At 70.7% G+C, this 22,913-nt stretch carries 24 protein-coding genes; 8 read left to right on the plus strand and 16 right to left on the minus strand.

The annotated features are described in order from the left end of the window. Positions 1-112 precede the first annotated feature (112 nt). Positions 113-1,408 (plus strand): LCP family protein, encoded by a 1,296-nt coding sequence (locus ACIGDI_RS42495; RefSeq protein WP_399908162.1) that lies wholly within the window; start codon positions 113-115, stop codon positions 1,406-1,408. Next, positions 1,401-2,039 carry an HAD family hydrolase gene (locus ACIGDI_RS42500; protein WP_399908165.1) on the plus strand — a complete coding sequence of 213 codons (639 nt, stop codon included), beginning with the start codon at positions 1,401-1,403 and terminating at the stop codon, positions 2,037-2,039. Before ACIGDI_RS42495 ends, ACIGDI_RS42500 begins: the two co-directional genes overlap by 8 nt. A gap of 50 nt (positions 2,040-2,089) precedes the next feature. Here ACIGDI_RS42500 and ACIGDI_RS42505 read toward each other — a convergent pair whose 3' ends face one another. Beyond that, on the minus strand, positions 2,090-2,452 hold the full coding sequence (locus ACIGDI_RS42505; RefSeq protein ID WP_142152360.1) for a four-helix bundle copper-binding protein: 363 nt from the start codon (positions 2,450-2,452) through the stop codon (positions 2,090-2,092). Positions 2,453-2,655: 203 nt separating this feature from the next. Beyond that, positions 2,656-3,813: an acyl-CoA dehydrogenase gene (locus ACIGDI_RS42510; protein WP_399908168.1), complete on the minus strand. Its 1,158-nt coding sequence runs from the start codon at positions 3,811-3,813 to the stop codon at positions 2,656-2,658. Positions 3,814-3,992: 179 nt separating this feature from the next. Between ACIGDI_RS42510 and ACIGDI_RS42515 the strand changes: the two genes are divergently transcribed. Beyond that, on the plus strand, positions 3,993-5,336 hold the full coding sequence (locus ACIGDI_RS42515; protein ID WP_399908170.1) for a UDP-glucose dehydrogenase family protein: 1,344 nt from the start codon (positions 3,993-3,995) through the stop codon (positions 5,334-5,336). Between the two features lie 93 nt (positions 5,337-5,429). Here the strand turns inward: ACIGDI_RS42515 and ACIGDI_RS42520 are convergent, their stop codons facing one another. Then, positions 5,430-5,930: a CGNR zinc finger domain-containing protein gene (locus ACIGDI_RS42520; protein WP_399908173.1), complete on the minus strand. Its 501-nt coding sequence runs from the start codon at positions 5,928-5,930 to the stop codon at positions 5,430-5,432. Positions 5,931-6,038: 108 nt separating this feature from the next. Here ACIGDI_RS42520 and ACIGDI_RS42525 point away from each other — a divergent pair, with 108 nt between their 5' ends. Then, positions 6,039-6,398, plus strand: a complete 360-nt coding sequence (locus ACIGDI_RS42525) for a VOC family protein (RefSeq protein ID WP_399908176.1) — start codon at positions 6,039-6,041, stop codon at positions 6,396-6,398. A 13-nt stretch (positions 6,399-6,411) separates the two neighbouring features. Beyond that, positions 6,412-6,801: a VOC family protein gene (locus tag ACIGDI_RS42530; protein ID WP_399908179.1), complete on the plus strand. Its 390-nt coding sequence runs from the start codon at positions 6,412-6,414 to the stop codon at positions 6,799-6,801. A gap of 24 nt (positions 6,802-6,825) precedes the next feature. Here ACIGDI_RS42530 and ACIGDI_RS42535 read toward each other — a convergent pair whose 3' ends face one another. The 4 genes from ACIGDI_RS42535 to ACIGDI_RS42550 all read right to left on the minus strand — a co-directional run bounded on the left by ACIGDI_RS42535 (position 6,826) and on the right by ACIGDI_RS42550 (position 10,926). Next, positions 6,826-7,944 carry a dipeptidase gene (locus ACIGDI_RS42535; RefSeq protein ID WP_399908182.1) on the minus strand — a complete coding sequence of 373 codons (1,119 nt, stop codon included), beginning with the start codon at positions 7,942-7,944 and terminating at the stop codon, positions 6,826-6,828. A gap of 137 nt (positions 7,945-8,081) precedes the next feature. Next, on the minus strand, positions 8,082-9,260 hold the full coding sequence (locus tag ACIGDI_RS42540; protein ID WP_399908185.1) for a dipeptidase: 1,179 nt from the start codon (positions 9,258-9,260) through the stop codon (positions 8,082-8,084). Between the two features lie 5 nt (positions 9,261-9,265). Further along, on the minus strand, positions 9,266-9,790 hold the full coding sequence (gene purE / locus ACIGDI_RS42545; protein WP_200704294.1) for a 5-(carboxyamino)imidazole ribonucleotide mutase: 525 nt from the start codon (positions 9,788-9,790) through the stop codon (positions 9,266-9,268). Next, the gene (locus ACIGDI_RS42550) at positions 9,787-10,926 is read right to left on the minus strand and encodes a 5-(carboxyamino)imidazole ribonucleotide synthase (RefSeq protein ID WP_399908188.1); all 1,140 of its coding nucleotides are present in this window, start codon (positions 10,924-10,926) and stop codon (positions 9,787-9,789) included. Before ACIGDI_RS42550 ends, purE begins: the two co-directional genes overlap by 4 nt. A gap of 227 nt (positions 10,927-11,153) precedes the next feature. On the opposite strand from ACIGDI_RS42550, the gene ACIGDI_RS42555 reads away from it, so the two are divergent. Continuing rightward, positions 11,154-11,675, plus strand: a complete 522-nt coding sequence (locus tag ACIGDI_RS42555) for a GtrA family protein (RefSeq protein WP_399908237.1) — start codon at positions 11,154-11,156, stop codon at positions 11,673-11,675. Between the two features lie 43 nt (positions 11,676-11,718). Here ACIGDI_RS42555 and ACIGDI_RS42560 read toward each other — a convergent pair whose 3' ends face one another. Both ACIGDI_RS42560 and ACIGDI_RS42565 read right to left on the minus strand, forming a co-directional pair. Further along, positions 11,719-12,993, minus strand: coding sequence for an ATP-binding protein (locus tag ACIGDI_RS42560; protein WP_399908191.1), 1,275 nt, complete (start codon positions 12,991-12,993; stop codon positions 11,719-11,721). Positions 12,994-13,128: 135 nt separating this feature from the next. Further along, on the minus strand, positions 13,129-13,806 hold the full coding sequence (locus ACIGDI_RS42565; RefSeq protein WP_058928367.1) for a response regulator transcription factor: 678 nt from the start codon (positions 13,804-13,806) through the stop codon (positions 13,129-13,131). Positions 13,807-14,102: 296 nt separating this feature from the next. Between ACIGDI_RS42565 and ACIGDI_RS42570 the strand changes: the two genes are divergently transcribed. Next, entirely contained in the window at positions 14,103-15,641 is a 1,539-nt protein-coding gene (locus tag ACIGDI_RS42570) for a peptide MFS transporter (protein ID WP_399908194.1), read from the plus strand. A gap of 76 nt (positions 15,642-15,717) precedes the next feature. Here ACIGDI_RS42570 and ACIGDI_RS42575 read toward each other — a convergent pair whose 3' ends face one another. The 7 genes from ACIGDI_RS42575 to ACIGDI_RS42605 form a co-directional block, all read right to left on the minus strand. Beyond that, positions 15,718-16,077, minus strand: coding sequence for a hypothetical protein (locus ACIGDI_RS42575; RefSeq protein ID WP_399908197.1), 360 nt, complete (start codon positions 16,075-16,077; stop codon positions 15,718-15,720). 177 nt (positions 16,078-16,254) lie between these two features. Next, positions 16,255-17,499, minus strand: a complete 1,245-nt coding sequence (locus ACIGDI_RS42580; protein ID WP_399908240.1) for a hypothetical protein — start codon at positions 17,497-17,499, stop codon at positions 16,255-16,257. 62 nt (positions 17,500-17,561) lie between these two features. Beyond that, positions 17,562-18,650: a hypothetical protein gene (locus ACIGDI_RS42585; protein WP_399908200.1), complete on the minus strand. Its 1,089-nt coding sequence runs from the start codon at positions 18,648-18,650 to the stop codon at positions 17,562-17,564. Continuing rightward, the gene (locus ACIGDI_RS42590; RefSeq protein ID WP_399908202.1) at positions 18,647-19,486 is read right to left on the minus strand and encodes a hypothetical protein; all 840 of its coding nucleotides are present in this window, start codon (positions 19,484-19,486) and stop codon (positions 18,647-18,649) included. The genes ACIGDI_RS42585 and ACIGDI_RS42590 overlap by 4 nt, the downstream gene beginning before the upstream one ends. Before the next feature lie 102 nt (positions 19,487-19,588). Continuing rightward, positions 19,589-20,293 (minus strand): LPXTG cell wall anchor domain-containing protein, encoded by a 705-nt coding sequence (locus ACIGDI_RS42595; protein WP_399908204.1) that lies wholly within the window; start codon positions 20,291-20,293, stop codon positions 19,589-19,591. Between the two features lie 205 nt (positions 20,294-20,498). Next, positions 20,499-21,053, minus strand: a complete 555-nt coding sequence (locus tag ACIGDI_RS42600; protein ID WP_399908205.1) for an ATP-binding protein — start codon at positions 21,051-21,053, stop codon at positions 20,499-20,501. Positions 21,054-21,333: 280 nt separating this feature from the next. Next, a complete protein-coding gene (locus ACIGDI_RS42605; protein ID WP_200705823.1) occupies positions 21,334-21,711 on the minus strand; it encodes an STAS domain-containing protein in 378 nt (125 codons plus the stop codon). Positions 21,712-21,950: 239 nt separating this feature from the next. Here ACIGDI_RS42605 and ACIGDI_RS42610 point away from each other — a divergent pair, with 239 nt between their 5' ends. After that, a complete protein-coding gene (locus tag ACIGDI_RS42610; RefSeq protein WP_399908209.1) occupies positions 21,951-22,880 on the plus strand; it encodes an RNA polymerase sigma factor SigF in 930 nt (309 codons plus the stop codon). Positions 22,881-22,913 lie beyond the last annotated feature (33 nt).

Below are 22,913 nucleotides of genomic sequence, written 5' to 3' on the forward strand. Positions count from 1 at the left end.
ACCCTATGCCGACGTGACATTCGCGGACTTTGTGTTGGGTTCGCAACAGCAGTGCCCTGATTTTTCGACGACCCTTGTAAAGGGCATGCCCACTGCCTGCACACTGGGGCCCATGAACGAGTGGCCCGAGGCATGGTCCGACGACAACCGCGACAACCGGTACGGACGCGGCAGCGCCAGCGCACAGCCTGAGGGCGCGCGCGTGATGCGGCAGGTCCGGCGGCCGGCCCCGGGCGCGTACGGGGGCTCCGGCCCGTCCGCGCCGCCGTACGGCGGTGGGGTGCCCCAGCAGCCGTCGTACGTGAACGGCCAGGGCCACGGCGGCTACGCCGACGCCCCGGCCGACGACTACGACGGCTACAACACCGGGCAGGTGTACGGCGGTGGCGGCCACGGCGGTCCCGGCGGACCGGGTGGAGGCCGGCCGCGGCCGAACTGGCGGCGCCGTATCAAGTGGACGGCGCTCACCCTCGTGACCGTGCTGCTCGTGACCTCCGTCGCCACATACTTCTGGGCCGACTCCAAGCTGCACCGGGACGTCGACCTGTCCAAGGTCATCGACAGACCGGCGACGGGCGACGGCACGAACTACCTGATCGTCGGCTCCGACAGCCGCGCCGGCATGTCCGCCGAGGAGAAGAAGAAGCTCCACACCGGCTCGGCCGAGGGCAAGCGCACGGACTCGATGATGATCCTGCACGTCGGCTCCAACGGCGACACGTTGATCTCCCTGCCGCGCGACTCGAACGTGACGATCCCCTCGTACAAGGGATCGACCTCCGGCAAGACCTACCCGAACACGGGCCGGCAGACCAAGCTGAACGCGGCCTACGCGGAGGACGGGCCGACGCTGCTGGTCCGCACGATCGAGTACAACATGGGCCTGCACATCGACCACTACGTGGAGATCGGCTTCGCCGGCTTCGCGAAGATCGTGGACGCGGTGGGCGGCGTGACGATCGACATCGACAAGGGCTTCAAGGACAAGTACTCGGGCGCCGACTTCAAGGCGGGCAAGCAGACGCTGAACGGCGAGCAGGCCCTCGCCTTCGTCCGCACCCGGCACGCCTTCGCCGCCTCGGACCTGCAGCGCACCAAGAACCAGCAGAAGTTCCTGTCGGCCCTGGCCCACCAGGTGGCGACCCCGTCGACGATCCTCAACCCCTTCAAGTTCTATCCGACGATGGGCGCGGGCCTGGACTCCCTCACCGTCGACAAGGACATGAGCCTGTGGGACCTGGCCTCCATGTTCTGGGCGATGAAGGGCGTCAGCGGCGGTGACGGCACGTCGATGAACATGCCGATCTCCGGCTCCACCGGCGGCAACCTGGTCTGGGACAAGGCGAAGGTGAAGACGCTGGTGAACGAGTTGAACAACGATCAGAAGGTCACGGTGTCGGGTGACTGACGGCAACAACGGCAGACCGCCCTTCGGGGCGGTTCTGTGTGACGTGGACAACGTGGTCCGCTCCTTCGACTCCTCGCGTCTGCAGGCCCTGGAGCGGGCCGCGGGGGTCGCCGAGGGGTCCACCCGGAAGGTGGCGTTCGCGCCGGAGACGGTCTCGCCGCTGGTGCTGGGCGAGATCACCTCGCAGGAGTGGGCGGAGTCGATCGCGGCGGGCCTGGCCGGGCTGGTGCCCCACTCCGATCCGCAGACGGCGTACGAACTGGCCCTGGCGCTGCTGGAGTCGCCCTTCCACGCCGACGACGAGGTGGTGTCCCTGCTGCGCCGCGCCCGTATCCGGGTGCCGGTCGTCCTCGTCTCCAACGCGGCCCTGGAGCTGGAGGCCGACCTCGACTCCCTCGGCCTGGCCGACCTCGCCGACCACGTCGTCAACAGCGCCCGGGTTGGCCTGGCCAAGCCGGACCCGCGCATCTACCGCCTGGCGGCGGACCTGGCGGGCGTCCACCCCGAGCGCTGCCTGTTCGTCGACGACAGCGAGGAGAACGTCGGCGCGGCGGCCGCCCTGGGCATGAACGCGGTGCACTACCGCGACCCGGCGGACCTGGAGCGGGCGTTGGAACCCCTGTTCACCTGACGCGGTGGGGGCACCCGTGGCGGGTGCCCCCCGTCACGCTCCGGTGAGGGTCACATCGTGGCGCCCGCCATGGTCCGGCACATCTGCGCGCAGCGGCGACACGCCTCGGCGCAGCGCATCATCTGGGGATCGTCCGGCATGGACATACACGCCTCCGCGCACATGTCGCAGGCCTTGGCGCACATCGCGCACATCTCGGCCGACATGGGCGAGCGCCGCATCATCATGTCCGCGCACATGCGGGTCATCTCGGAGCAGTCGATGAGCGCGCGCATGATCTGCATCTGCGCCTGACCGCCCATCTGCATACAGGAGCTCATGGTCTCCTCGCACATGCTGTGGCACGACATGCACGCCTCGACGCAGTCCTGCATCTCCTTGGACATGGCGGCGGCGGGTCCGGTCTGGGTCATGGCTCCTCCTGGGAGGGAGAGGGGCCCGGGGCGGGCCCCGTGTTGGTTCCCGTCCTACGCCCGCCGGGCGCGGGGCGCCATCGGGCGGACGCGAACAATCCGCTACGAATTGCCCCACGCCGGAGACGACAGAAGCCCCCGGATTCCCTCCGGGGGCTTCGGTGTCGCTACGCCGATCGGCGAGAGCCGTCGGCCGTCCGCCCTTACGGCAGGTTGCGCGCCATCACGATGCGCTGGACCTGGTTGGTGCCCTCGTAGATCTGAGTGATCTTGGCGTCGCGCATCATGCGCTCGACCGGGTAGTCGCGGGTGTAGCCGTAGCCGCCGAGGAGCTGCACCGCGTCCGTGGTGACCTCCATGGCCACGTCCGAGGCGAAGCACTTCGCCGCCGCGCCCTGGAAGGTCAGGTCGGCGTCGCCGCGCTCGGAGGCGGCCGCGGCCTGGTAGGTGAGGGCGCGGGCGGCGGCGATCTTCATGGCCATGTCGGCGAGCATGAACTGGATGCCCTGGAAATCGGCGATCGGCTTGCCGAACTGCTTGCGCTCCTGGACGTAGCCCTTGGCGTAGTCGAGGGCGCCCTGGGCGACGCCGAGGGCCTGGGCCGCGATGGTGATGCGGGTGTGGTCGAGGGTCTTCATCGCCGTGGCGAAGCCGGTGCCCTCCTCGCCGATCATGCGGTCGGCGGGGATGCGGACATTGTCGAAGTAGACCTCGCGGGTGGGGGAGCCCTTGATGCCGAGCTTCTTCTCCGGGGCGCCGAAGGAGACGCCCTCCTCCGAGCGCTCGACGACGAAGGCGGAGATGCCCTTGGAGCGCTTGGCGGGGTCGGTGACCGCCATGACCGTGTAGTACTCGGAGACGCCCGCGTTGGTGATCCAGCGCTTCACGCCGTTGAGGACCCAGTGGTCGCCGTCGCGGACGGCCTTGGTCTTCATGCCGGCCGCGTCCGAGCCGGCCTCCGGCTCGGAGAGGCAGTACGAGAACATCGCGTCGCCCTTGGCGAGCGGGCCCAGGTACTTCTTCTTCAGCTCCTCGGAGCCGGAGAGGATCACCGGCAGGGAGCCGAGCTTGTTCACGGCCGGGATGAGGGAGGAGGAGACGCAGACGCGGGCGACCTCCTCGATCACGATGACCGTGGCGAGGGCGTCGGCGCCGGCGCCGCCGTACTCCTCGGGCACATGGACGGCGGCCAGTTCGTTGGCGACGAGCGCCTCGAGGGCCTCCTGCGGGAAGCGTGCCTCCTCGTCCACCGCGGCGGCGTACGGTGCGATCTTCGCCTCGGCCAGGGAGCGGACGGCGTCACGGAGCATGTCGTGCTCCTCGGACGGGCGGTACAGGTCGAAGTCAGCCGATCCGGCCAAGGTTTCTCACGCTCCAAAACGCTGCGATTGCCGACGCTAATTACCGTTAAGTAACTCAAATTTTAGAGGGCGGCTCACCGGACTGATACGTGAGCTTGGCGACAGCGGGAAAAGTGCCCGGCGAACAGCCCGACTATGCTCGGCTCCGCATCGCCAACGTCCCCACTCTGGAGCATCCCATGGCCCTCAGGATCACCGTGATCGGCACCGGCTATCTCGGCGCGACGCATGCCGCCGCCATGGCGGAGCTGGGCTTCGAGGTGCTGGGGCTCGACGTGGTGCCGGAGAAGATCGCCAAGCTGGAGCGGGGCGAGTCGCCCATGTTCGAGCCGGGCCTCGAGGAGCTGCTGCGCAAGCACGTCGCCGGGATCGAGGGCTCCACCGGGCGGCTGCGCTTCACCATGGACTGGGCCGAGGTCGGCGCCTTCGGCGACGTGCACTTCCTGTGCATCAACACCCCGCAGAAGCACGGCGAGTACGCCTGCGACATGTCGTACGTCGAGTCCGCCTTCGCCTCGCTCGCCCCGCATCTGACCGGCCCCGCGCTGGTCGTCGGCAAGTCGACCGTGCCGGTGGGGTCGGCCGACCGGCTGGCCCGCTACCTCGCCGAGCACGCCCCCGCCGGGGAGGACGCCGAGCTGGCCTGGAACCCGGAGTTCCTGCGCGAGGGCTTCGCCGTCGAGGACACCCTGCGGCCGGACCGGATCGTGGCCGGCGTGCGCAGCGAGCGGGCCGAGAAGCTGCTGCGCGAGGTGTACGCGACGCCGATAGCCCAGGGGACGCCGTTCGTCGTGACGGACTTCCCGACGGCCGAGCTGGTGAAGACCTCCGCGAACTCCTTCCTGGCCACCAAGATCTCCTTCATCAACGCGATGGCGGAGATGTGCGAGGCCTCCGGCGGCGACGTGGCCAAGCTGGCCGAGGCCATCGGGTACGACGACCGGATCGGCCGGAAGTTCCTGCGGGCGGGCATCGGGTTCGGCGGCGGCTGTCTGCCCAAGGACATCCGGGCGTTCATGGCCCGCGCCGGTGAGCTGGGCGCCGACCAGGCCCTGACGTTCCTGCGGGAGATCGACTCGATCAACATGCGCCAGCGCGGGCAGATGGTGGAGCTGGCCCGGGAGGCACTGGGCGGCGGCCCGTTCCTGGGCAAGCGGGTGGCGGTGCTCGGCGCGACGTTCAAGCCGGACTCGGACGACGTACGCGACTCCCCCGCGCTGAACGTGGCGGGGCAGATCCACCTCCAGGGCGGCCAGGTCACCGTCTACGACCCGAAGGGCATGGACAACGCCCGCAAGGTCTTCCCCACCCTCGGCTACGCGGAGTCGGCGACCGCCGCGGTGCGCGGCGCGGACGTCGTCCTGCATCTGACGGAGTGGCGGGAGTTCCGCGAGCTGGACCCGGCGGCGCTGGGCGAGGTGGCGACGGCCCGGGTGATCCTGGACGGGCGCAACGCGCTCGATCCGATGCTGTGGCGCAAGGCGGGGTGGACGTACCGGGCGATGGGCCGGCCCACCGCGTAACCACACGGACGACGCCGGTTCGGCCGAGGCTCAGTCGGCCGAACCGGCGTCTTGTTGCATTCTGCACCACCGGTGCGGGCGGTGGCCGGGGAACTACCTGGCCCGGTAGCGGCGCATCTTCGCGCGGGCCCCGCAGACCTGCATCGAGCACCAGCGGCCGCGCCCGGCGGGACTGCGGTCGTAGTACGCCCAGTGGCAGGTCTCGGCCTCGCAGGCCTTCAGCCGCAGCCAGGTGCCCGCGACGAGGGACTCGGCGACGGCGGCGGCGACACGGGAGAGCAGCGGGCGTGCGTCGGCGGGGGTGAGGGCGGCGGAGCCGTCGGTGGCGTCGACGGTGACCCGCAGCGGGGCGGACGCCAGCAACTCGTCCAGGGGAACGACGCGGCTGTGCGGCGGGTGGCCGGCGTGGGCGAGCAGTGCTGCGCGCAGGGATTCGCGCAGCTCGCGTGCGGCCTCCACCTCGTCCTGGGTGAGTCCGAAGCGCGCCCGGCCGTCCTCGGTGTCCAGGGCGTCCGCCCCCGACTCGATGTCCAGCGTGTTGACCAGGGACTCGACCAGTGCGAGGCCCCCGGGCGCGGCCGATCTCTCACTCATGGCTGCACGCTACCTCCGGGAATTCCTCTTGCGACGTTACCTCCAATGGGGGAGCATGCGGTAACGGTTACTCCTTGACCACATCTACAGGTAACGCAGGAGGAAGTCATGGCCATCGCCAAGCTGGGCGCCGTCGTCCTGGACTGTCCCGACCCGCGCGCGCTCGCCGGTTTCTACGCCGAGCTGCTGGGCGGCACGGTCGAGGCGGACGGCGACTGGGTGGACCTCACGACCCCCGAGGGCCGGGCACTGGCCTTCCAGGCCTCCCCCGGTTTCGTCGCCCCCGAGTGGCCCGCGCCGGACCGCTCGCAGCAGTTCCATCTGGACCTGACCGTCGAGGACCTGGACACGGCCGAGGCCGGCGTACTGGCGCTCGGCGCGAAGCCGCTGGACGCGGACGACCGCTCGCGAAGCTTCCGTGTGTACGCCGACCCGGCAGGGCACCCGTTCTGCCTCTGCGCCTGCTGATCAGGAGGACACCATGGCCGTGGCCCGTTTCCGTTCCGTCGTGATCGACTGCCCCGACCCGCACGCGCTGGCCGACTTCTACGCACAGGTCGTCGGCGGCACCCCGCGGGCCGAGGACGACGACTGGGTCGTCCTGCGCGTCCCGGACGGGCCGCGGCTCGCCTTCCAGCGGGCGGAGGGGCTCACGCCGCCCGAGTGGCCGCGCGCGGACCGCAACTCGCAGCAGTTCCACCTCGACTTCGACGCCGGTTCGACGTGGGAGGAGATGGACGCGGCGCACGAGCGGGTGCTGGCGCTCGGGGCGACGCCGCTGGACCTGGAGGACCGCAAGGAGAAGGACTTCCAGGTGTACGCCGATCCGGCGGGGCATCCGTTCTGCCTGTGCCGGATCGACGAGTCGTAAGGAGCCCTCTTAGGGTCCCGTCCCTCAGCCGTCGAGATCGGCGATCTTCGCCGTGGACGGCTCGCGGCGCTGCTGGGCGGCGCGGGCGGTGAAGTCGGCGTTGCGCAGCACGCGCTGGACGTTGCCCCAGGTCAGCAGGGCCAGGTCGGGCTCGGACCAGCCGCGGTGCAGCAGCTCGGCGATCAGCAGCGGGTAGCAGGAGGCGTCGGCCAGGTCCTGGGGGTGGGCGGTGCCGGCGTCGTAGGTGCCGGACAGGCCGACGCACTCGGACCCGGCGATCTCACGGACGTGGTCGAGGTGGTCGGCGACGTCCCGGATCGACGGCCCGGCCTGCTCCGCCGTCAGCGGCACCATGCACAGGCCCCTGGCGGCGCCGAGCTCGGCGAGCAGGTCGTCGGGGAGGTTGGCCGGGTGGGGGCGCAGGGCGCGGGCGGCGGAGCGGGTGAACAGCACCGGCGCCTTGGAGACGGCGAAGGCGCGGCGCACGGTGTCGGCGGAGGCGCCGGAGAGGTCGGCGAGCACGCCGACCCGGTTCATCTCCCGGACGACCTCCTCGCCGAACCGGGTCAGCCCGGCCTCGCTGGCCCAGGACGCGCCGGTCAGGGTCAGGAGGCGCAGCCCGAGGGAGCGCAGGGAGCGCAGGATGCCGAGGGAGTCGCCGAGGGCGGCGGCGCCCGCGGGGCCGAGCAGGACGGCGATGCGGCCGCAGTTGCGGGCGTCGGTGACCTGTCCGGCGGCGCCGGCCAGCCGCAGGCCCTCGGGGTGGGCGTGGACGACCGTCTTGACCAGGTCGAGCTGCTCCAGGGTGGCCCCGACGGCGCGGTCGCCGGCCAGTCCCTCCGGCAGGTGCAGCGACCAGAACAGCGCGCCGACGTGCCCCTCCCGCAGCCGCGGCACGTCGGTGTCCACGGCGCTCTCGCCGAGCTCCAGGTCGTACCAGGGCAGGTGTCTGAGCGCCCACGGCAGCCCGCTGTAGCCGTCCGCGACGGGATGCGCGGCGAGGATGGCGTGGGCGCGCTCCAGCGGAGCGTCGTCCGGGTCGGAGACGGGGGTGTACGGCTCCGCGGTCTCGAAGGGGTCCGGCAGGCCGTCGAGCCCGCCGACCTCGGTCGTCGTGTCCAGTTCGTCCTGGAGATCTGCCATGGCGGGCTCCGTACGTCGTGATCGTCCCGAAGGATCCCGAAGATGTACGGTCACCGTCGCACGGAGCCGCTGGGGCTTCCTGGTGGGTGGGGCGTTCGGGGGGCGGCCGGTCCAGCGACCCCCTGCCGCCGCCCGCTTCAGCCGTCCAGTTCCCCGATCGTGGCGTTCGACGGCCCCCGCGCCCCCTGCAGCTCCCGCGCCACTTCCTCCGCGGCGCCCAGCACCCGTACCGCGTTCTTCCAGGTCAGCTTGGCCAGGTCGGACCTGGACCAGCCGCGGTCGAGGAGCTCGGCGATCAGGTTCGGGTAGCCGGAGACGTCGTTCAGCCCGTCGGGCGTGAAGGCCGTGCCGTCGTAGTCGCCGCCGATGCCGAGGTGGTCGACGCCGGCGACCTCGCGCATGTGGTCCAGGTGGTCGGCGACCGTGGAGACCGTCGCGACCGGGCGCGGGTGACGCTCCTCGAACGCCCGGTGGACCTTCATGGCCTGCGGGCTCGTGTCGAGGTGGTGCAGACCCTGGGCGCGCATGTTCTCGTCGGCCGCGGCCGTCCAGTCGACGGCCGCCTGCAGCACGAACTTCGGCACGAAGGTCACCATCGCCATGCCGCCGTTGCCGGGCAGGCGTTCGAGGACGTCGTCCGGGATGTTGCGCGGGTGGTCGCACACGGCCCGCGCGGAGGAGTGGGAGAAGATCACCGGCGCGCCGGTGGCGTCCAGCGCGTCCCGCATGGTCGTCGCCGCCACGTGCGAGAGGTCGACGAGCATGCCGAGCCGGTTCATCTCCCGCACGACCTCACGGCCGAAGGCCGACAGGCCGCCGACGTTCGGCTCGTCGGTCGCCGAGTCCGCCCAGTCGTTGTTGTCGTTGTGGGTGAGCGTCATGTACCGCACGCCCAGCGCGTACAGCCCGCGCAGCGTGCCGAGGGAGTTGGCGATCGAGTGGCCGCCCTCGGCGCCCATCAGGGAGGCGATACGGCCCTCCCGCCGTGCCGCCTCCATGTCCGCGGCGGTCAGCGCGGGCGCCAGGTCCGCCGGGTGGCGGGCCAGCAACTGCCGTACGCAGTCGATCTGCTCCAGCGTCGCCGGCACCGCGTCCGGCAGGTCCGAGCGCACGTACACCGACCAGTACTGCGCGCCGACCCCGCCCTCGCGCAGGCGCGGGATGTCGGTGTGCAGATGCGCGTTCTGGTGTACGGCGATGTCGCGGGCGGCGAGGTCGTAGCGGACCTGCTCGCGCAGGGCCCAGGGCAGGTCGTTGTGGCCGTCGACGACCGGGAACTCGCCGAGGAGTTCCCGGGCCTGCTCCAGTGAGCTCACGGGCGTCACTTCCCGAAGCCGAAGCCGCCGCCGTTGCCGTCGACCTTGGCGCGCAGGCGCTTGCCCTTCTCGGTGGCCTGGTCGTTCAGGTCCTGCTGGAAGTCGCGCATCTTCTGCAGCAGGTCCTCGTCGTGGGCGGCGAGGATGCGGGCCGCGAGCAGGCCGGCGTTGCGGGCGCCGGCGACGGAGACGGTCGCGACGGGGACGCCGGCCGGCATCTGCACGATCGACAGCAGGGAGTCCATGCCGTCGAGGTACTTCAGCGGCACGGGGACGCCGATGACCGGCAGCGGGGTGACGGAGGCGAGCATGCCGGGGAGGTGGGCGGCGCCCCCGGCGCCCGCGATGATCACCTTCAGGCCCCGCTCGGCCGCCTGCTCGCCGTACGTGATCATCTCGCGCGGCATGCGGTGCGCGGAGACGACGTCGACCTCGTACTCGATCTCGAACTCGTCCAGGGCCTTGGCCGCGGCCTCCATGACGGGCCAGTCGCTGTCCGAACCCATGACGATGCCTACAACGGGGCTCATTCGGTGATCGTGCCTCTCAGGTAGCCGGCTGCGTGACGCGCGCGCTCGAGAACGTCGTCCAGGTCGTCGCCGTAGGTGTTGACGTGGCCGACCTTGCGGCCGGGCTTCACGTCCTTGCCGTACATGTGGATCTTCAGCTGGGGGTCGCGGGCCATGCAGTGCAGGTACGCGGAGTACATGTCCGGGTAGTCGCCGCCGAGGACGTTGACCATGACCGTCCACTTCGCGCGCGGGCGCGGGTCGCCGAGCGGGAGGTCGAGGACGGCGCGGACGTGGTTGGCGAACTGCGAGGTGATCGCGCCGTCCTGGGTCCAGTGGCCCGAGTTGTGCGGGCGCATCGCCAGTTCGTTGACGAGGACGCGGCCGTCGCGGGTCTGGAACAGCTCCACCGCGAGGTGGCCGACGACGCCGAGCTCCTTGGCGATGGTCAGGGCCATCTCCTCGGCCTTGAGCGCGAGCTCCTCGTCGAGGTCGGGGGCGGGCGCGATGACCGTGTCGCAGACGCCGGCCACCTGCTGTGACTCGACCACCGGGTAGGCGACGGCCTGGCCGTGCGGGGAGCGGACGACGTTGGCGGCGAGCTCGCGGACGTAGTCGACCTTCTCCTCGGCCAGCACGGGGACGCCGGCGCGGAACGGGTCCTCGGCCTCCTCCGCGCCGTCCACGACCCACACGCCCTTGCCGTCGTAGCCGCCGCGGACGGTCTTGAGGACGACGGGGAAGCCGTCGCCCTCCTCCGCGAACGCGGCCACGTCGGCCGGGTCGCTGACGATCCTGTGCCGCGGGCACGGGATGCCGAGCGCGTCGAGCCTCGCGCGCATCACCCCCTTGTCCTGGGCGTGCACGAGCGCGTCGGGGCCGGGGCGCACGGGGATGCCGTCCGCCTCCAGGGCCCGCAGGTGCTCGGTGGGCACGTGCTCGTGATCGAAGGTGATCACGTCACAGCCCTGCGCGAAGGCACGCAGCGTGTCCAGGTCGCGGTAGTCGCCGACGACGACGTCGCCGACGACCTGCGCCGCGGAGTCCTGGGGAGTGTCACTGAGGAGCTTGAACCTGATGCCGAGCGGGATGCCTGACTCGTGTGTCATACGAGCGAGCTGGCCTCCGCCGACCATGCCGACTACCGGAAACGTCACGCCCCTAGGGTATCGGCCGCGCCGGGGGCACCGATTTCCGGCCGTTTCCCAGCGCTCTTACCGGGCTCTTCCCGGACTTTTCCCTCGTCTCCCCCGCTCTTCCCGACCTCTTTCCGACCTGTGAGCTCATGCACAGGCGATCGCCACGGGCGGTGGTTAGCATGGCTGGGTTGGTGAAAACGACGAAAAACGACGGCGATACCTACCGGATGGGAGCCTCAAGGACCATGGAACAGGGTTCCTCCGGGCTGCGAAGGCTCACTCAGGAGATCGCCAAGTTCGGGGCGGTGGGCGCGCTCGGCACCGTCGTGAACTTCGGCGTCTCCAACCTGCTGTGGCATGTGACCAGCCTGCAGGCGGTGCGCGCCAACGTGATCGCGACCGTCGTCGCCATCGGGGTCAACTATCTGGGCTTCCGCTATTTCACCTATCGCGACCGCGACAAGAGCGCCCGGACCAGGGAACTGACGCTTTTCCTCGCGTTCAGCCTGGTCGGTCTGGTGATCGAGAACGGCGTGCTGTACGCCGCGATCTACGGTTTCGGCTGGGACAGCTCCCTGCAGCGGAACATTTTCAAGGTCGTCGGTATCGGGCTCGGGACGCTGTTCCGGTTCTGGTCGTACCGCACGTGGGTGTTCAAGGCGCTGCCGGCCCGGGAGGCCGTCGCGGACGCGGAGGCCTTTCTGGAGGCCGAGGCGAAGGCCTCGGCCCAGCTGGGGCGACGCAAGGCGCGACAGCGGGTCGGCTGACCCGGACTGACGACCGCCGGGGGGCCGCACGGCTCCCCCTGACTCAGCGGACCGTCGGCTCCTCGTCGGTCCGGGGCCGCTTCAGGGGCGGTGTGCGGGACAGGAACAGACCGAAGACCGGCGGTTTCGTCTGGAGCATCTCCAGGCGGCCGCCGTCCGCCTCCGCGAGGTCGCGGGCCACGGCCAGTCCGATGCCGGTCGAGTTGCGGCCGCTGATGGTCCGCTCGAAGATGCGCGCGCCGAGGTCGGCCGGGACGCCCGGACCCTCGTCCGTCACCTCCACCACCGCCTGGTTGCCGGTGACCCGCGTGCGCAGCGCCACCGTGCCCCCGCCGTGCATCAGCGAGTTCTCGATGAGGGCCGCCAGGACCTGGGCCACGGCGCCGGGGGTGCCCACGGCCTGCAGGTGCCGCTTGCCGGAGCTGACGATCGCCCGCCCCGCGCTGCGGTAGGCGGGCCGCCACTCCGCCAGCTGCTGCTGGATGACCTCGTCGAGGTCGAAGGAGACGGCGTTGCCGGTGCGGGGGTCGCGGGAGTTGGTGAGGAGACGTTCCACCACGTCCGTCAGGCGCTCGACCTGGGTCAGGGCGACGTTGGCCTCCTCCTTCACCGTGTCCGGGTCGTCGGTGAGGGTGATCTCCTCCAGCCGCATCGACAGCGCCGTGAGCGGTGTGCGGAGCTGGTGGGAGGCGTCGGCGGCCAGGCGCCGTTCGGCGGTGAGCATCCGGGCGATGCGCTCGGCGGAGGAGTCCAGGACGTCGGCGACGCGGTCCAGCTCGGGGACGCCGTACCGCTTGTGGCGGGGGCGCGGGTCACCCGACCCCAGCCGCTCGGCGGTCTCCGCGAGGTCGGTGAGCGGGGAGGCGAGGCGGTTGGCCTGACGGATCGCGAGGAGTACGGCGGCCACGACCGCGAGCAGCGCGACCAGGCCGATGATCAGCAGCGTCCGGCCGACCTCCCGGCTGACGGTCGAGCGGGGCTCCTCGACGACGACCGTCTCGCCCTCCTCACCGCTGGCGTGCCCCCGGATGACCTCGCCGTCGGGCTTTGTCCCGAGCGTGAGGGCGTCCTGCCCCGGGATCCGCACCACGGCATACCGGTCCCCGGTGACCTGCCCGTGCAGCACCTCCGCGTTGACCGCCCCCGCCACGTTCAGCCGGCTGTCCACGATGCTGGCCAGCCGCTGCGCCTCGGAACTCACCCGTTCCTGGGCGCTGTTGCTGATGGTCCGCGTCTCGACGATGACGAGGGAGACGCCGAAGACGGCGATGACCACCAGCACGACGGCGAGGGTGGACTGAATCAGACGACGACGCACGAACTCCTCCGGACAGTGGCTTCAACGCCCTGTGGGCGATGCCGTGAAGGGGCGCGGGGAACCGCGCGACCGGCCCCCACGCACCCGCAGCCGCGCCACACGCCCGAGCCACGACGGCGCAACGCGCGTAGCCGACTAGCTCTTCTCGAAGCGGAATCCGACGCCCCGCACCGTCGCGATGTACCGGGGGTTCGCCGCGTCGTCGCCCAGCTTCTTGCGCAGCCAGGAGATGTGCATGTCGAGCGTCTTCGTGGACGACCACCAGGTGGTGTCCCACACCTCGCGCATCAGCTGGTCGCGGGTGACGACCCGTCCCGCGTCCCGCACCAGCACCCGCAGCAGGTCGAACTCCTTGGCGGTCAGCTGGAGTTCCTCGTCGCCCATCCACGCCCGGTGCGACTCGACGTCGATCCGCACGCCGTGCGTGGCGGGCGGCTGCGCCGGCTCGGCGGCACCGCGCCGCAGCAGGGCCCGCACCCGGGCGAGCAGTTCGGCGAGCCGGAAGGGCTTGGTGACGTAGTCGTCGGCGCCCGCGTCGAGACCGACGACGGTGTCCACCTCGTCGGCCCGCGCGGTCAGGATGAGGATCGGCACGGTGTGGCCTTCGGCACGCAGCCGGCGGGCGACCTCGAGGCCGTCCATGCCGGGCAGACCGAGGTCCAGCACGACCAGGTCGACGCCGCCCTGCATTCCGGCGTCGAGCGCGGTGGGTCCGTCCTCGCGCACCTCGACCTCGTAACCTTCCCGGCGCAGTGCGCGGGCCAGCGGCTCCGAGATGGACGCGTCGTCCTCGGCGAGCAGTACACGGGTCATGAGGTGATGGTAGTCCGCTCCCGACAGGTGCTGGGGTGTGATCGGCACGGGTGATTCTTACCTTCGTACGCACCGAAACGAACCTGTGCATCAGTGGGGCGATCTTGTAAGGGACCTTGGAAAGCGGGTGTACGGTTCCTTGGTCACCTGTGATTCACGTCTCAAGTCCTTCCATTTCCGGCACTACTCTGCCGTATGGTGAAAAAACAACGCCTGTAGCACTGCGGGGACCTTTGGCGGCACCGACGCCGAAGGTCTCTTTTGTGTGCGGTAACCCCCACCAGCAAGGAACGACCATGGCGTCCAGCCTGACGAAGGACTCGGTCCGCCCGGAGACCCCCGGCTCCGGGAAGACCTTCTTCGGCCACCCCCGCGGACTGGCCACTCTGTTCATGACCGAGATGTGGGAGCGCTTCTCCTACTACGGCATGAAGGCCCTGCTCACCGTCTACCTGCTCTCCGGCGGCCCCGACGCCGGCAAGCACAGCATGGGCGGCGGCCTCGCGATGGACGTGGCCACCACCACGGTGATCGTCTCCGTCTACTCGGCCATGGTGTACCTGCTCGCCATGCCCGGCGGCTGGCTCGGCGACCGCGTCTGGGGCCCCCGCAAGACGGTGGCCATCGCGGCTGTCACGATCATGTCCGGTCACGTCGTCCTGGCGATCCCCGGCGGCCAGGCGCCGTTCTTCGCGGGTCTGGCGCTGGTCGCGGCCGGTTCCGGTCTGCTCAAGGCCAACATCTCCACGATGGTGGGCCACCTCTACGACGGTCCGGACGACCCGCGGCGCGACGGCGGGTTCACGATCTTCTACATGGGCATCAATGCGGGCGCGTTCTTCGCCCCGCTGGCGATCGGCACCGTCGGCCAGGAGGTCAACTGGCATCTCGGCTTCGGCATGGCCGCGGTGGGCATGGCCATCGGCCTGGCCGCGTTCCTGCTCGGCACCCGCAACCTGAGCCCGGTCAGCAACGTCGTCCCGAAGCCGCTGGCGGCCGAGGAGCGCAGGACCTGGCTGCGCAAGGGACTGTTCTGGCTGCTCGCGGCGACGGTCTTCTACGGCGTCGTCGGCCTCACCGGCCACTTCACCCTGAACTGGGCGATGATCCCGCTCACCGTCATCGGTCTGGTCATCCCGGCGGGCGTGCTGCTGCGCATCAAGCGGGACAAGGAGCTGACGGCCACCGAGCAGTCGAAGATGACCGGGTACGTCTGGTTCTTCGTCGCGGCCGCGGTGTTCTGGATGATCTACGACCAGGGCGCTTCGACGGTCCAGGCCTTCGGCGAGGGCAAGGCGTCGACGTCCCTGCTCGGCTTCGGCTTCCCGACCTCTTGGTACCAGTCGCTGAACCCGCTGTTCATCATGGCGCTGGCCCCGGTCTTCGCCTGGGTGTGGGTGTGGCTGAACCGCAAGGGCAAGGAGCCCAGCACCATCGTGAAGTTCTCGATGGGCCTGGTGCTGATCGGCGTCTCGTTCTTCTTCTTCCTGATTCCGCTCGCCATGGCGGCGAACGGCACGGCGGTCAGCCCGATGTGGCTGGTCGGCATCTACTTCATCCAGACCGTGGGTGAGCTGTGTCTGTCGCCGGTGGGCCTGTCGGTCACCACGAAGATGGCGCCGGCCAAGTACGCCAGCCAGATGATGGGCGTGTGGTTCCTCGCGGTCACCGCGGGCGACTCGATCACCAGCCTGCTGTCCAACCCGGCCGTCGCCGGCGTCGATCTCGGCGGCACGGGAGCGGTCTTCGGCGAGGCGGCTCTCGCCGCTCTCGCGGGCTTCGCGGTGTGGATGTACCGCCGCAAGGTGAAGACCTTGATGGGCGACGTGCGCTGACGCCCGCCCCCTGACGGCGTGAGGGCCGCCGTACCCATCGGGTACGGCGGCCCTCACGCGTGTCGCGGCCCGCTCGTCAGGCCTTGGTCTCGACCGACCAGGAGCGGGTGAAGCTGCTGAACCCGCACATCACGGTCGACTTCTGACCCGGCTTCACCCACGGCCCGAACAGGATCCACGGGATCTCGTGCGGGGTCCCCCGCCCGCGCACCACGTCGCAGACGAGCTTGACGCGGTGCTTGGAGACCTTCTTGCCCGAGCCGGACTTCCGGCACGAGGACGTCGCCTTGGGCCGGCCCAGGTCGAGGTGCACCTCGGCCTTGCAGGTGTACCTGGCCGCCGCGGCCTGAGCCGGCGCCGCCGTGGCCAGTCCGGCCCCGGTCGCCATGAGGACGGCGGCGAGCGCGCCGCCCGCCAGCTTCTTCCCCCAGAACATTTGCTCCTCTTTCCTTCGCGGGGCACCGGCCACGATGGTCAATCGTTCAACTGCCCTTTTGCCCCGCGCGCTTTGCCATGTCCGCTTGCTTGTGCGAACAACGGGACGTTATGCCGGCGATGATCAAGGAAGCAAACGATTCGTGATCTTCTGAGCAAGATCTGAGCCGGCGGCGTCTCACCGGGTGCGCCGGCCCGGCATGAAGGTGAAGACCGCCGCGCCGAGCAGGACCGCGGTGCCCGCCACCAGGCCCAGGGCCTTCAGCGCGCCGTGGTCGCTCGAACCCGTCTCCGCCAGGCCGCCGCTCGACGACGAGGACGAGGACGTGCCGCCGGACGTCGAGGTGCCGCCCGAGGCGCCGCTCGCCTGCTGGGTCGTGTCCAGGGTCAGCGACACCGCCGTGCTGTCCGGCTTGCAGGTGGTGGTCGTACCCAGGGCGTTGATCGTCAGGACGCCCGGGGACAGGGTCGAACTGCCGCTGGCGCCCGGCTTGTAGGTGCCCGTCAGATCCGGGATCTCTATCGGGTCGCCCGACTTGATGGCCTTGGAGTTGGTCGGCCCCTCCACATGCACCGTGCCCTTGTCGGCGCCGCCGAGGACGACCTCCATGGAGGGCTTGACCGATCCCGCGGGGATGTCGGCGGGGCTGTCCATCACCGACTTCTTGAACTGCACGGTGAGGCCGTAACTGCCGCCGTCCTTCTTGGCGTTGATCTGGATGGGCGAGGTGGCCTTCTTCTCGCCGATCGGGGACTGGCAGGTGTAGGGGATGTCGACTTCCTTACCGGTGAAGTCGGTCTGCCCGTCACCGGTGCCGTCGCTCGCGGACGCGGAGGCGGAGGCGGAGGCCGAATCGGTCGCGGACGGCGTGTCCGTGGGGGTCGCGGAGGAGGTGTCCGTCGGTGTCGCGGACGCCGTACCCCCGTCGCCCGGCGCCACCTCGATCGTGGCCGCCTTCTGCACCGTCTCCTTCGGCGTGCACTTGGTGTCCGTCGACATGGCGTTGACCGTGTACGCGTCGGGCGTCAGCGTCACCTCGCCGGCCGTCGTCAGCTTCAGGGTGCCCTTCATGTCGGAGAGCACCATGTCGCCGCCCTTGGGGATCGCGGGGTTCTCCCGCGGCCCCTGCATCGCGATGTCCGCGGTCTGCGCACCGGCCGCCTTCAGGGTGCCGGACGGCTGGACGGAGTTGGCGGGCAGGTCGATGATGTCCGGGTTCTTGGAGGCGGCCTGGACGAACTTCCACACGACGTTCACGGTGTCGCCGACCTTCGCGGTGGCCGGCGCGGTGATCTCGACCTTGGTGGTGCCGTCCACGGGATCGATGCCGGCGGGCGGCACACAGTGCGTCGCGAACGACACCTGCGCGGCCTGCGCGGACCCGGCGGCCAGCCCCAGCAGGGCCGCGGCGCCGCCGAGCACCAGCGCGACACCCGCTGCCAGCGGCCTCCCTCTGCCGGCCGGTGTGACTCTCCTTCGCTTTCTCACGTCGTTCCCTTCCTGGTGGGAGTCGTGGGACTCGTCGGACTGTCGTCGTGCGGTGCGGAGAGCCGACCGGCCGTGTTCGGATCGGAGTCCGGGGTGAACCACGGCAAGGTCGAGGCGGTCGGGGGCGCCGCGTGGGCGCCCGGCTTCTGGTTGCCCAGGCCCGGCAGGCGCAGGGCCAGTTCCGGCAGGCGCAGCCCGCGGTGCCGCAGGCCGCCGGCGCGGCGGGGCCGCACCCGGTCCACGATCGCCATCCCGGCGCGGAAGAGCGCGGCCGGCACCACCAGGCAGACCAGGACCCAGAACAGGGTCACGCCCCAGGGCCGGCCCACGCCCCAGGGCTGTTCGGCGAGGACCTTCCCGCCGTACTTCAGGGAGACCGTGTAGTCGCCGTGCGCGCCCGCCGCGAGCTCGACGGGCAGCTTGATCTGCGCCTTCTTCCCGGAGCCCAGGGTGCCGCGCCACTCCTGGTCCTCCCACTGCGGCGCGAACACGCCGTGGGAGGTGCCCACCTGGAAGACCGGGTTCCTGATCGGGGAGGTGCCGACGTTGCCGACGGTGAAGACGAGGGTGCGCGTGGGCGGCGCGCCGAACCAGGTGAGCAGGCCGCTGGAACCGTCGAGCCGGGTGTCGGTCAGGATCGACAGGCGCCCGCCGGAGGGCTCGGCCGGCAGCGGCTCCACGGCGTGCCCGGCCACCTTCAGGACGGCGTCCGCCTGCGCCTTCGCGCCCTCCACGGTCGCCACGTGCACGACGCACGGGCAGGGCACCGGCGGCTCGGCGACGGGCAGTTTCCTGGTGAAGGAGCCCTTGGCGTCGGTGGTGACGGCCCGGCCGTCGCCGTTGGCACAGGAGTTGGTGCCGCCGATCACGCCGCGCGACGGCGTGGACTGTCCGCAGACCAGCATCATCAGCAGCGCGTGCGGTCGCCAGCCGCTGCCGCTGACGGTGACCGAACCCCCGGTCCCGGCCTGGGACTTGGAGAGCTTCACGCTCGGCCCGTCCGCCGCCGCCGTCCCCGCCGTCAGCGGCAGCAGGAGCAGCGCGAACACCGCCAGCAGCGCGGCCGTCCTCACTTTGCCGTTCACCTCACCGCTCCCGTCAACTCGACATCCGCGCCCGCGTGTTCGGGGGCTTCCCGAGCCGGACGACGCCCGCGCCGCCGCAGTCGTACGAGAAGCAGCGCGCCCCCCGCCGTCACCGCGCCCGCGGCTCCCGCCACCCCGCTCCAGGGCACGAACCGGGCCGACGCGGCGGCCGAGCCCTTCGCGCCACCGGGTGCCGTCACCGTGAGACGGACGTCGACCGCGTCCAGGGCGGGGTGGTCGCGCCAGGGCTCGGTCAGGCGCAGCCGGCGGCCGGGCGCGAGGCGGACCGGCAGGGTGCGCGGAGCACGGTCGAGGACCGGGCCGAGCAGGCCGTCCGCGTGCACGGCGAGGGTCGGCACCAGGGTGGTCGTACCGCGGTTGACCAGGTCGTACGTGATGCGGTCGGCGTGCACGGCCACCTGCTCGACGGTCAGCGCGGACAGTTCGGGTCCGCCCGCCCGCAGGCGGAGCGGGGCGGTTGCCGTGCGGCCGTCCTGGTCGCGGGCGACGATCTCGCCGCTGCGGTCGCCGGGCGCGCTGACGGTGAAGGGGATGTCGGCGCGGGTGCGGGCGGGCACGCGTACGCGGCTTCGCGCGAAGACGGCCCGGACGCCCCGGCCGCTGAGCCGTACGATGACCGGCCGCCCGCCGCGGTTGGTCACCGACACCGTGTCCTGCAGGACCGCCCCGGGCGCGCCCTCGGCGTAGAAGGAGGGCCGCGAGCCCCCGCCGGGTGCGAGCGACCACCCGTCCGCCGCGCTCGCGGCGGGAGCGGCCGTCAGCAGGACCAGCAACGGCAGGCCCAGGACGGCCGGAACACGGACGGGTGAGGGCATCGGGCGGCTCCAACGACGGTCCGGATGCGAAACACGAGGCGGTCGGGGTGGGTGCTGGTGTCGTGGGCGTCGGGGTGTGTTATGGGGTCGGCCGCGGGCCGCTCAGCGGCGTGCGCGGGCCGTCTGGTTCCTCCGGGTGATCCACAGCGTGCCCGCCGCTCCGGCGAGGAGGACCGTGCCGCCGAGGGTGCCCAGGGCGATCGCGGAGTCGTCGGGTCCGGTCTGCGGGAGGGCGCCGCCGGAGTCCGAACCGGTCGAGCCGGTCGAGCCGGTCCCGCCGGAGGAGCCCCCTCCGCCCGCCGCCGTGACGTCGAGGGTCAGCGCCGGGCCGGGACTGTTGGAGGGCGTGCACGTGGTCGTCGTACCGAGCGCCTTGATGGTGAGGACGCCCGGTGTGAAGGTCACACTGCCCGTCTTCTTCGGCGTGTACGTCCCCGTCAGGTCGCTGATCTTGATCGGGGTGTTGGCCGGGATGGCCTCCTGGTTGGCGGGGCCGCTGACGTTCATCGTGCCGCTGTCGGCGCCGCCCAGCTTGATGGTGGCGCTCGGGTTCATCGCGCCCTTGCCCAGCTCCACCGGACTGGACGAGACGCCCTTCTGCCAGGACATGGTGATCTTGTAGCCGCTGCCGCTCTTGACGCCGGTGATGTCGATGGGCGAGACGGCGCTCTTGTCGCCGATGGGCGTCTTGCACTGGTAGTTGACGTCGACGACCTTGGCCTGGGCTGCGGGGGCGGCCATCAGCACCGCCGAGCCCGCCAGGGCCGCGACGGACGCGAGCACGGCGGTTCGATTCCGGTACGACACGATTTCCGCTCCCTCTCGGTTTCCTGACGGCACATCAGATGGGCCGTCAAGGTACGCCCGGGTCCTTGAGGAGGGAAGAGAAGGTGCGCGCCGGAGTTGTGCGGATCCGGCGCGCACGAAAGGGGGTTCGAGTGGAGGAAGTGACCCTCGGTAACCCGAGCCCGGCCAGGCCGGGTCGGGCACGCGGGCCGGTTACGCGGGCCGTTTACGCGGGGGCGCCCAGTTCCGCCCAGACCGTCTTGCCCGCCACACCCGGGGTCCGTACGACACCCCAGTCCAGGCACAGGCGCTGCACGATGAACATGCCGTGGCCGCCGGGGCGGCCCGCGCGGTGCGGGGTGCGGGGTGCCGGCTGGCCGGTGCCGCGGTCGGAGACCTCCAGGCGGATCACCTTGTTGTCGAGGGCTATCCACAGTTCGCTGGGACCCTCCGCGTGCAGGCAGGCGTTGGTGACCAGCTCGGAGACGACGAGCAGCACGTCCTCGGCGGCGGCCCGCTGGTCGGCGCCGTCGGCCGGCAGCCAGCCCCACGCGTACAACGCCTGGCGGGTGAAGTCGCGGGCGAGCGGGACGACGCCGCTGGCCCCGTCGAAGCTCAGTCTGCGGACCTGGCGCCCCTGAGACGACGCGGACGCCGCAGACGACGCGACATCCCCCTCGGCGGACGCCCCCGTCGCGGGAGCGCCCCCCTCGGACGCCCCGGAAGCGCCGCTGGGCTCCGGGCCGCGGTCGCCCGGCGGGTAAGGCCGGGTGGTGCTCATCAGCGCTTCACCTCACCGATTCACCAGTTCACGTTTCAAAAGTCTGTACGTGGCTCGACGGCTTTCTCTGTCGGCGTGCCGTCGTTTTCTCTCGTGTTCCATCGTTCGCTCACCGTCCCCCGTGCTCGCCGTGCCGTCGACAGGCTCAGGATGTCTCCTGCCCGACCGAACCGGCAGAACACCCCCTGTTTCGGCACGGAAAGCGTGACATCCGGAAAGTGCCGGTCACACGGGGGCGGGCGGGACGGGTCCGGCGTCGCGCCGGCCCGCCCTGCCGCGGTCAGCCGGATCGGTCGGCCAGGGCCGCCTCGAGTGTGTCGTGGACGGTGAAGACCGCCTCCGCTCCCGTGATCTCGAAGACCCGGGCCACCACCGGAAGCATTCCGGCGAGGTGGACACCGCCGCCGGCGGCCTCCGCCTTCAGCCGGGCGCCCAGCAGCACGTTGAGGCCCGTGGAGTCGCAGAACTCCAGTCGTGAGCAGTCCACGACCAGCCGCTTGAATCCCTTGGCGAGGCAGTCCTCGAGGGGCTCGCGCAACAGATCGGCCGTATGGTGATCCAACTCACCTGCCGGCGTCACGACTGCGCTCGAGCCCTCTTCCCTGACCTCCACCAGAAGCCGGCCAGACTGTGCGCTGCCGACCGTCCCGCGGTCCATGCCGTCTCTCTCTCCCGACGTCGTGGCTGCTGACGTACGCCCTCGAACACTACGCCTTCCTCACACTTCCCGACACCCGAACAACCCCCCGCAAACGGACATAACCGCACGTAAGGCACTTGCGGCGGGTGTGGAAAAGCGGGTAGGGCTAGTAGGGATACGTAACCGACACGGCCGGCTTTGGAGGCGCCGCACACCGCAGTGCACGCACTGGCTTCGGCAGCCATATGCCGAGAACGATGGAGGACATCATGTCACCCCGGCTCGACGCACCGCATACCCGGCAGGCGACGTCGACACTCCCTCCGGAACATCTTGCTCCCATCGAGAGCACCGAGAACGACGACACCGTCGGCACGGACGCACTCGCCGGACTCCCGGAGATCCCGCCCTACGACGAGGTGGGGCCGGTCGACGCGCGAGCGCTGTCCAAGACCCTCTTCGAGCGTCTGGAGTCGCTCGAGGAAGGCACCCACGAATACTCGTACGTCCGCAACACGCTCGTCGAACTCAACCTCGCACTGGTCAAGTTCGCCGCCTCCCGGTTCCGTTCACGCAGTGAGCCGATGGAGGACATCATCCAGGTCGGCACCATCGGCCTGATCAAGGCGATCGACCGCTTCGAGCTCTCTCGGGGCGTGGAGTTCCCCACTTTCGCGATGCCAACCATCGTGGGTGAGATCAAGCGCTTCTTCCGCGACACCTCGTGGTCCGTACGCGTCCCGCGCCGGTTGCAGGAGCTGCGGCTCGACCTGGCCAAGGCCGGGGACGAGCTGGCCCAGCAGCTGGACCGGGCACCGACGGTCGCCGAGCTCGCGGAGCGCCTGGGGCTCACCAAGGACGAGGTCGTCGAGGGCATGGCCGCGTCCAACGCCTACACCGCCTCCTCACTGGACGCCCAGCCCGAGGAGGACGACGCGGAGGGCGCCCTCGCGGACCGGATCGGCTACGAGGACCACGGCATCGAGGGCATCGAGTACGTCGAGTCCCTCAAGCCGCTGATCGCCGAACTCCCCGCACGGGACCGGAAGATCCTTTCGCTGCGCTTCGTGGCGGGCATGACCCAGTCGGAGATCGGCGACGAGCTCGGCATCTCCCAGATGCACGTCTCCCGGCTGCTGTCGCGGACGCTGGTGCGGCTGCGCAAGGGGCTGACGCTGGAGGAGTAGTACCGTTCGCGGCCCCTTGACGGGTTACCCACA

The sequence above is a fragment of the Streptomyces sp. NPDC085900 genome, from assembly GCF_044540925.1.
GTDB classification, from domain to species: Bacteria; Actinomycetota; Actinomycetes; order Streptomycetales; family Streptomycetaceae; genus Streptomyces; species Streptomyces gilvifuscus.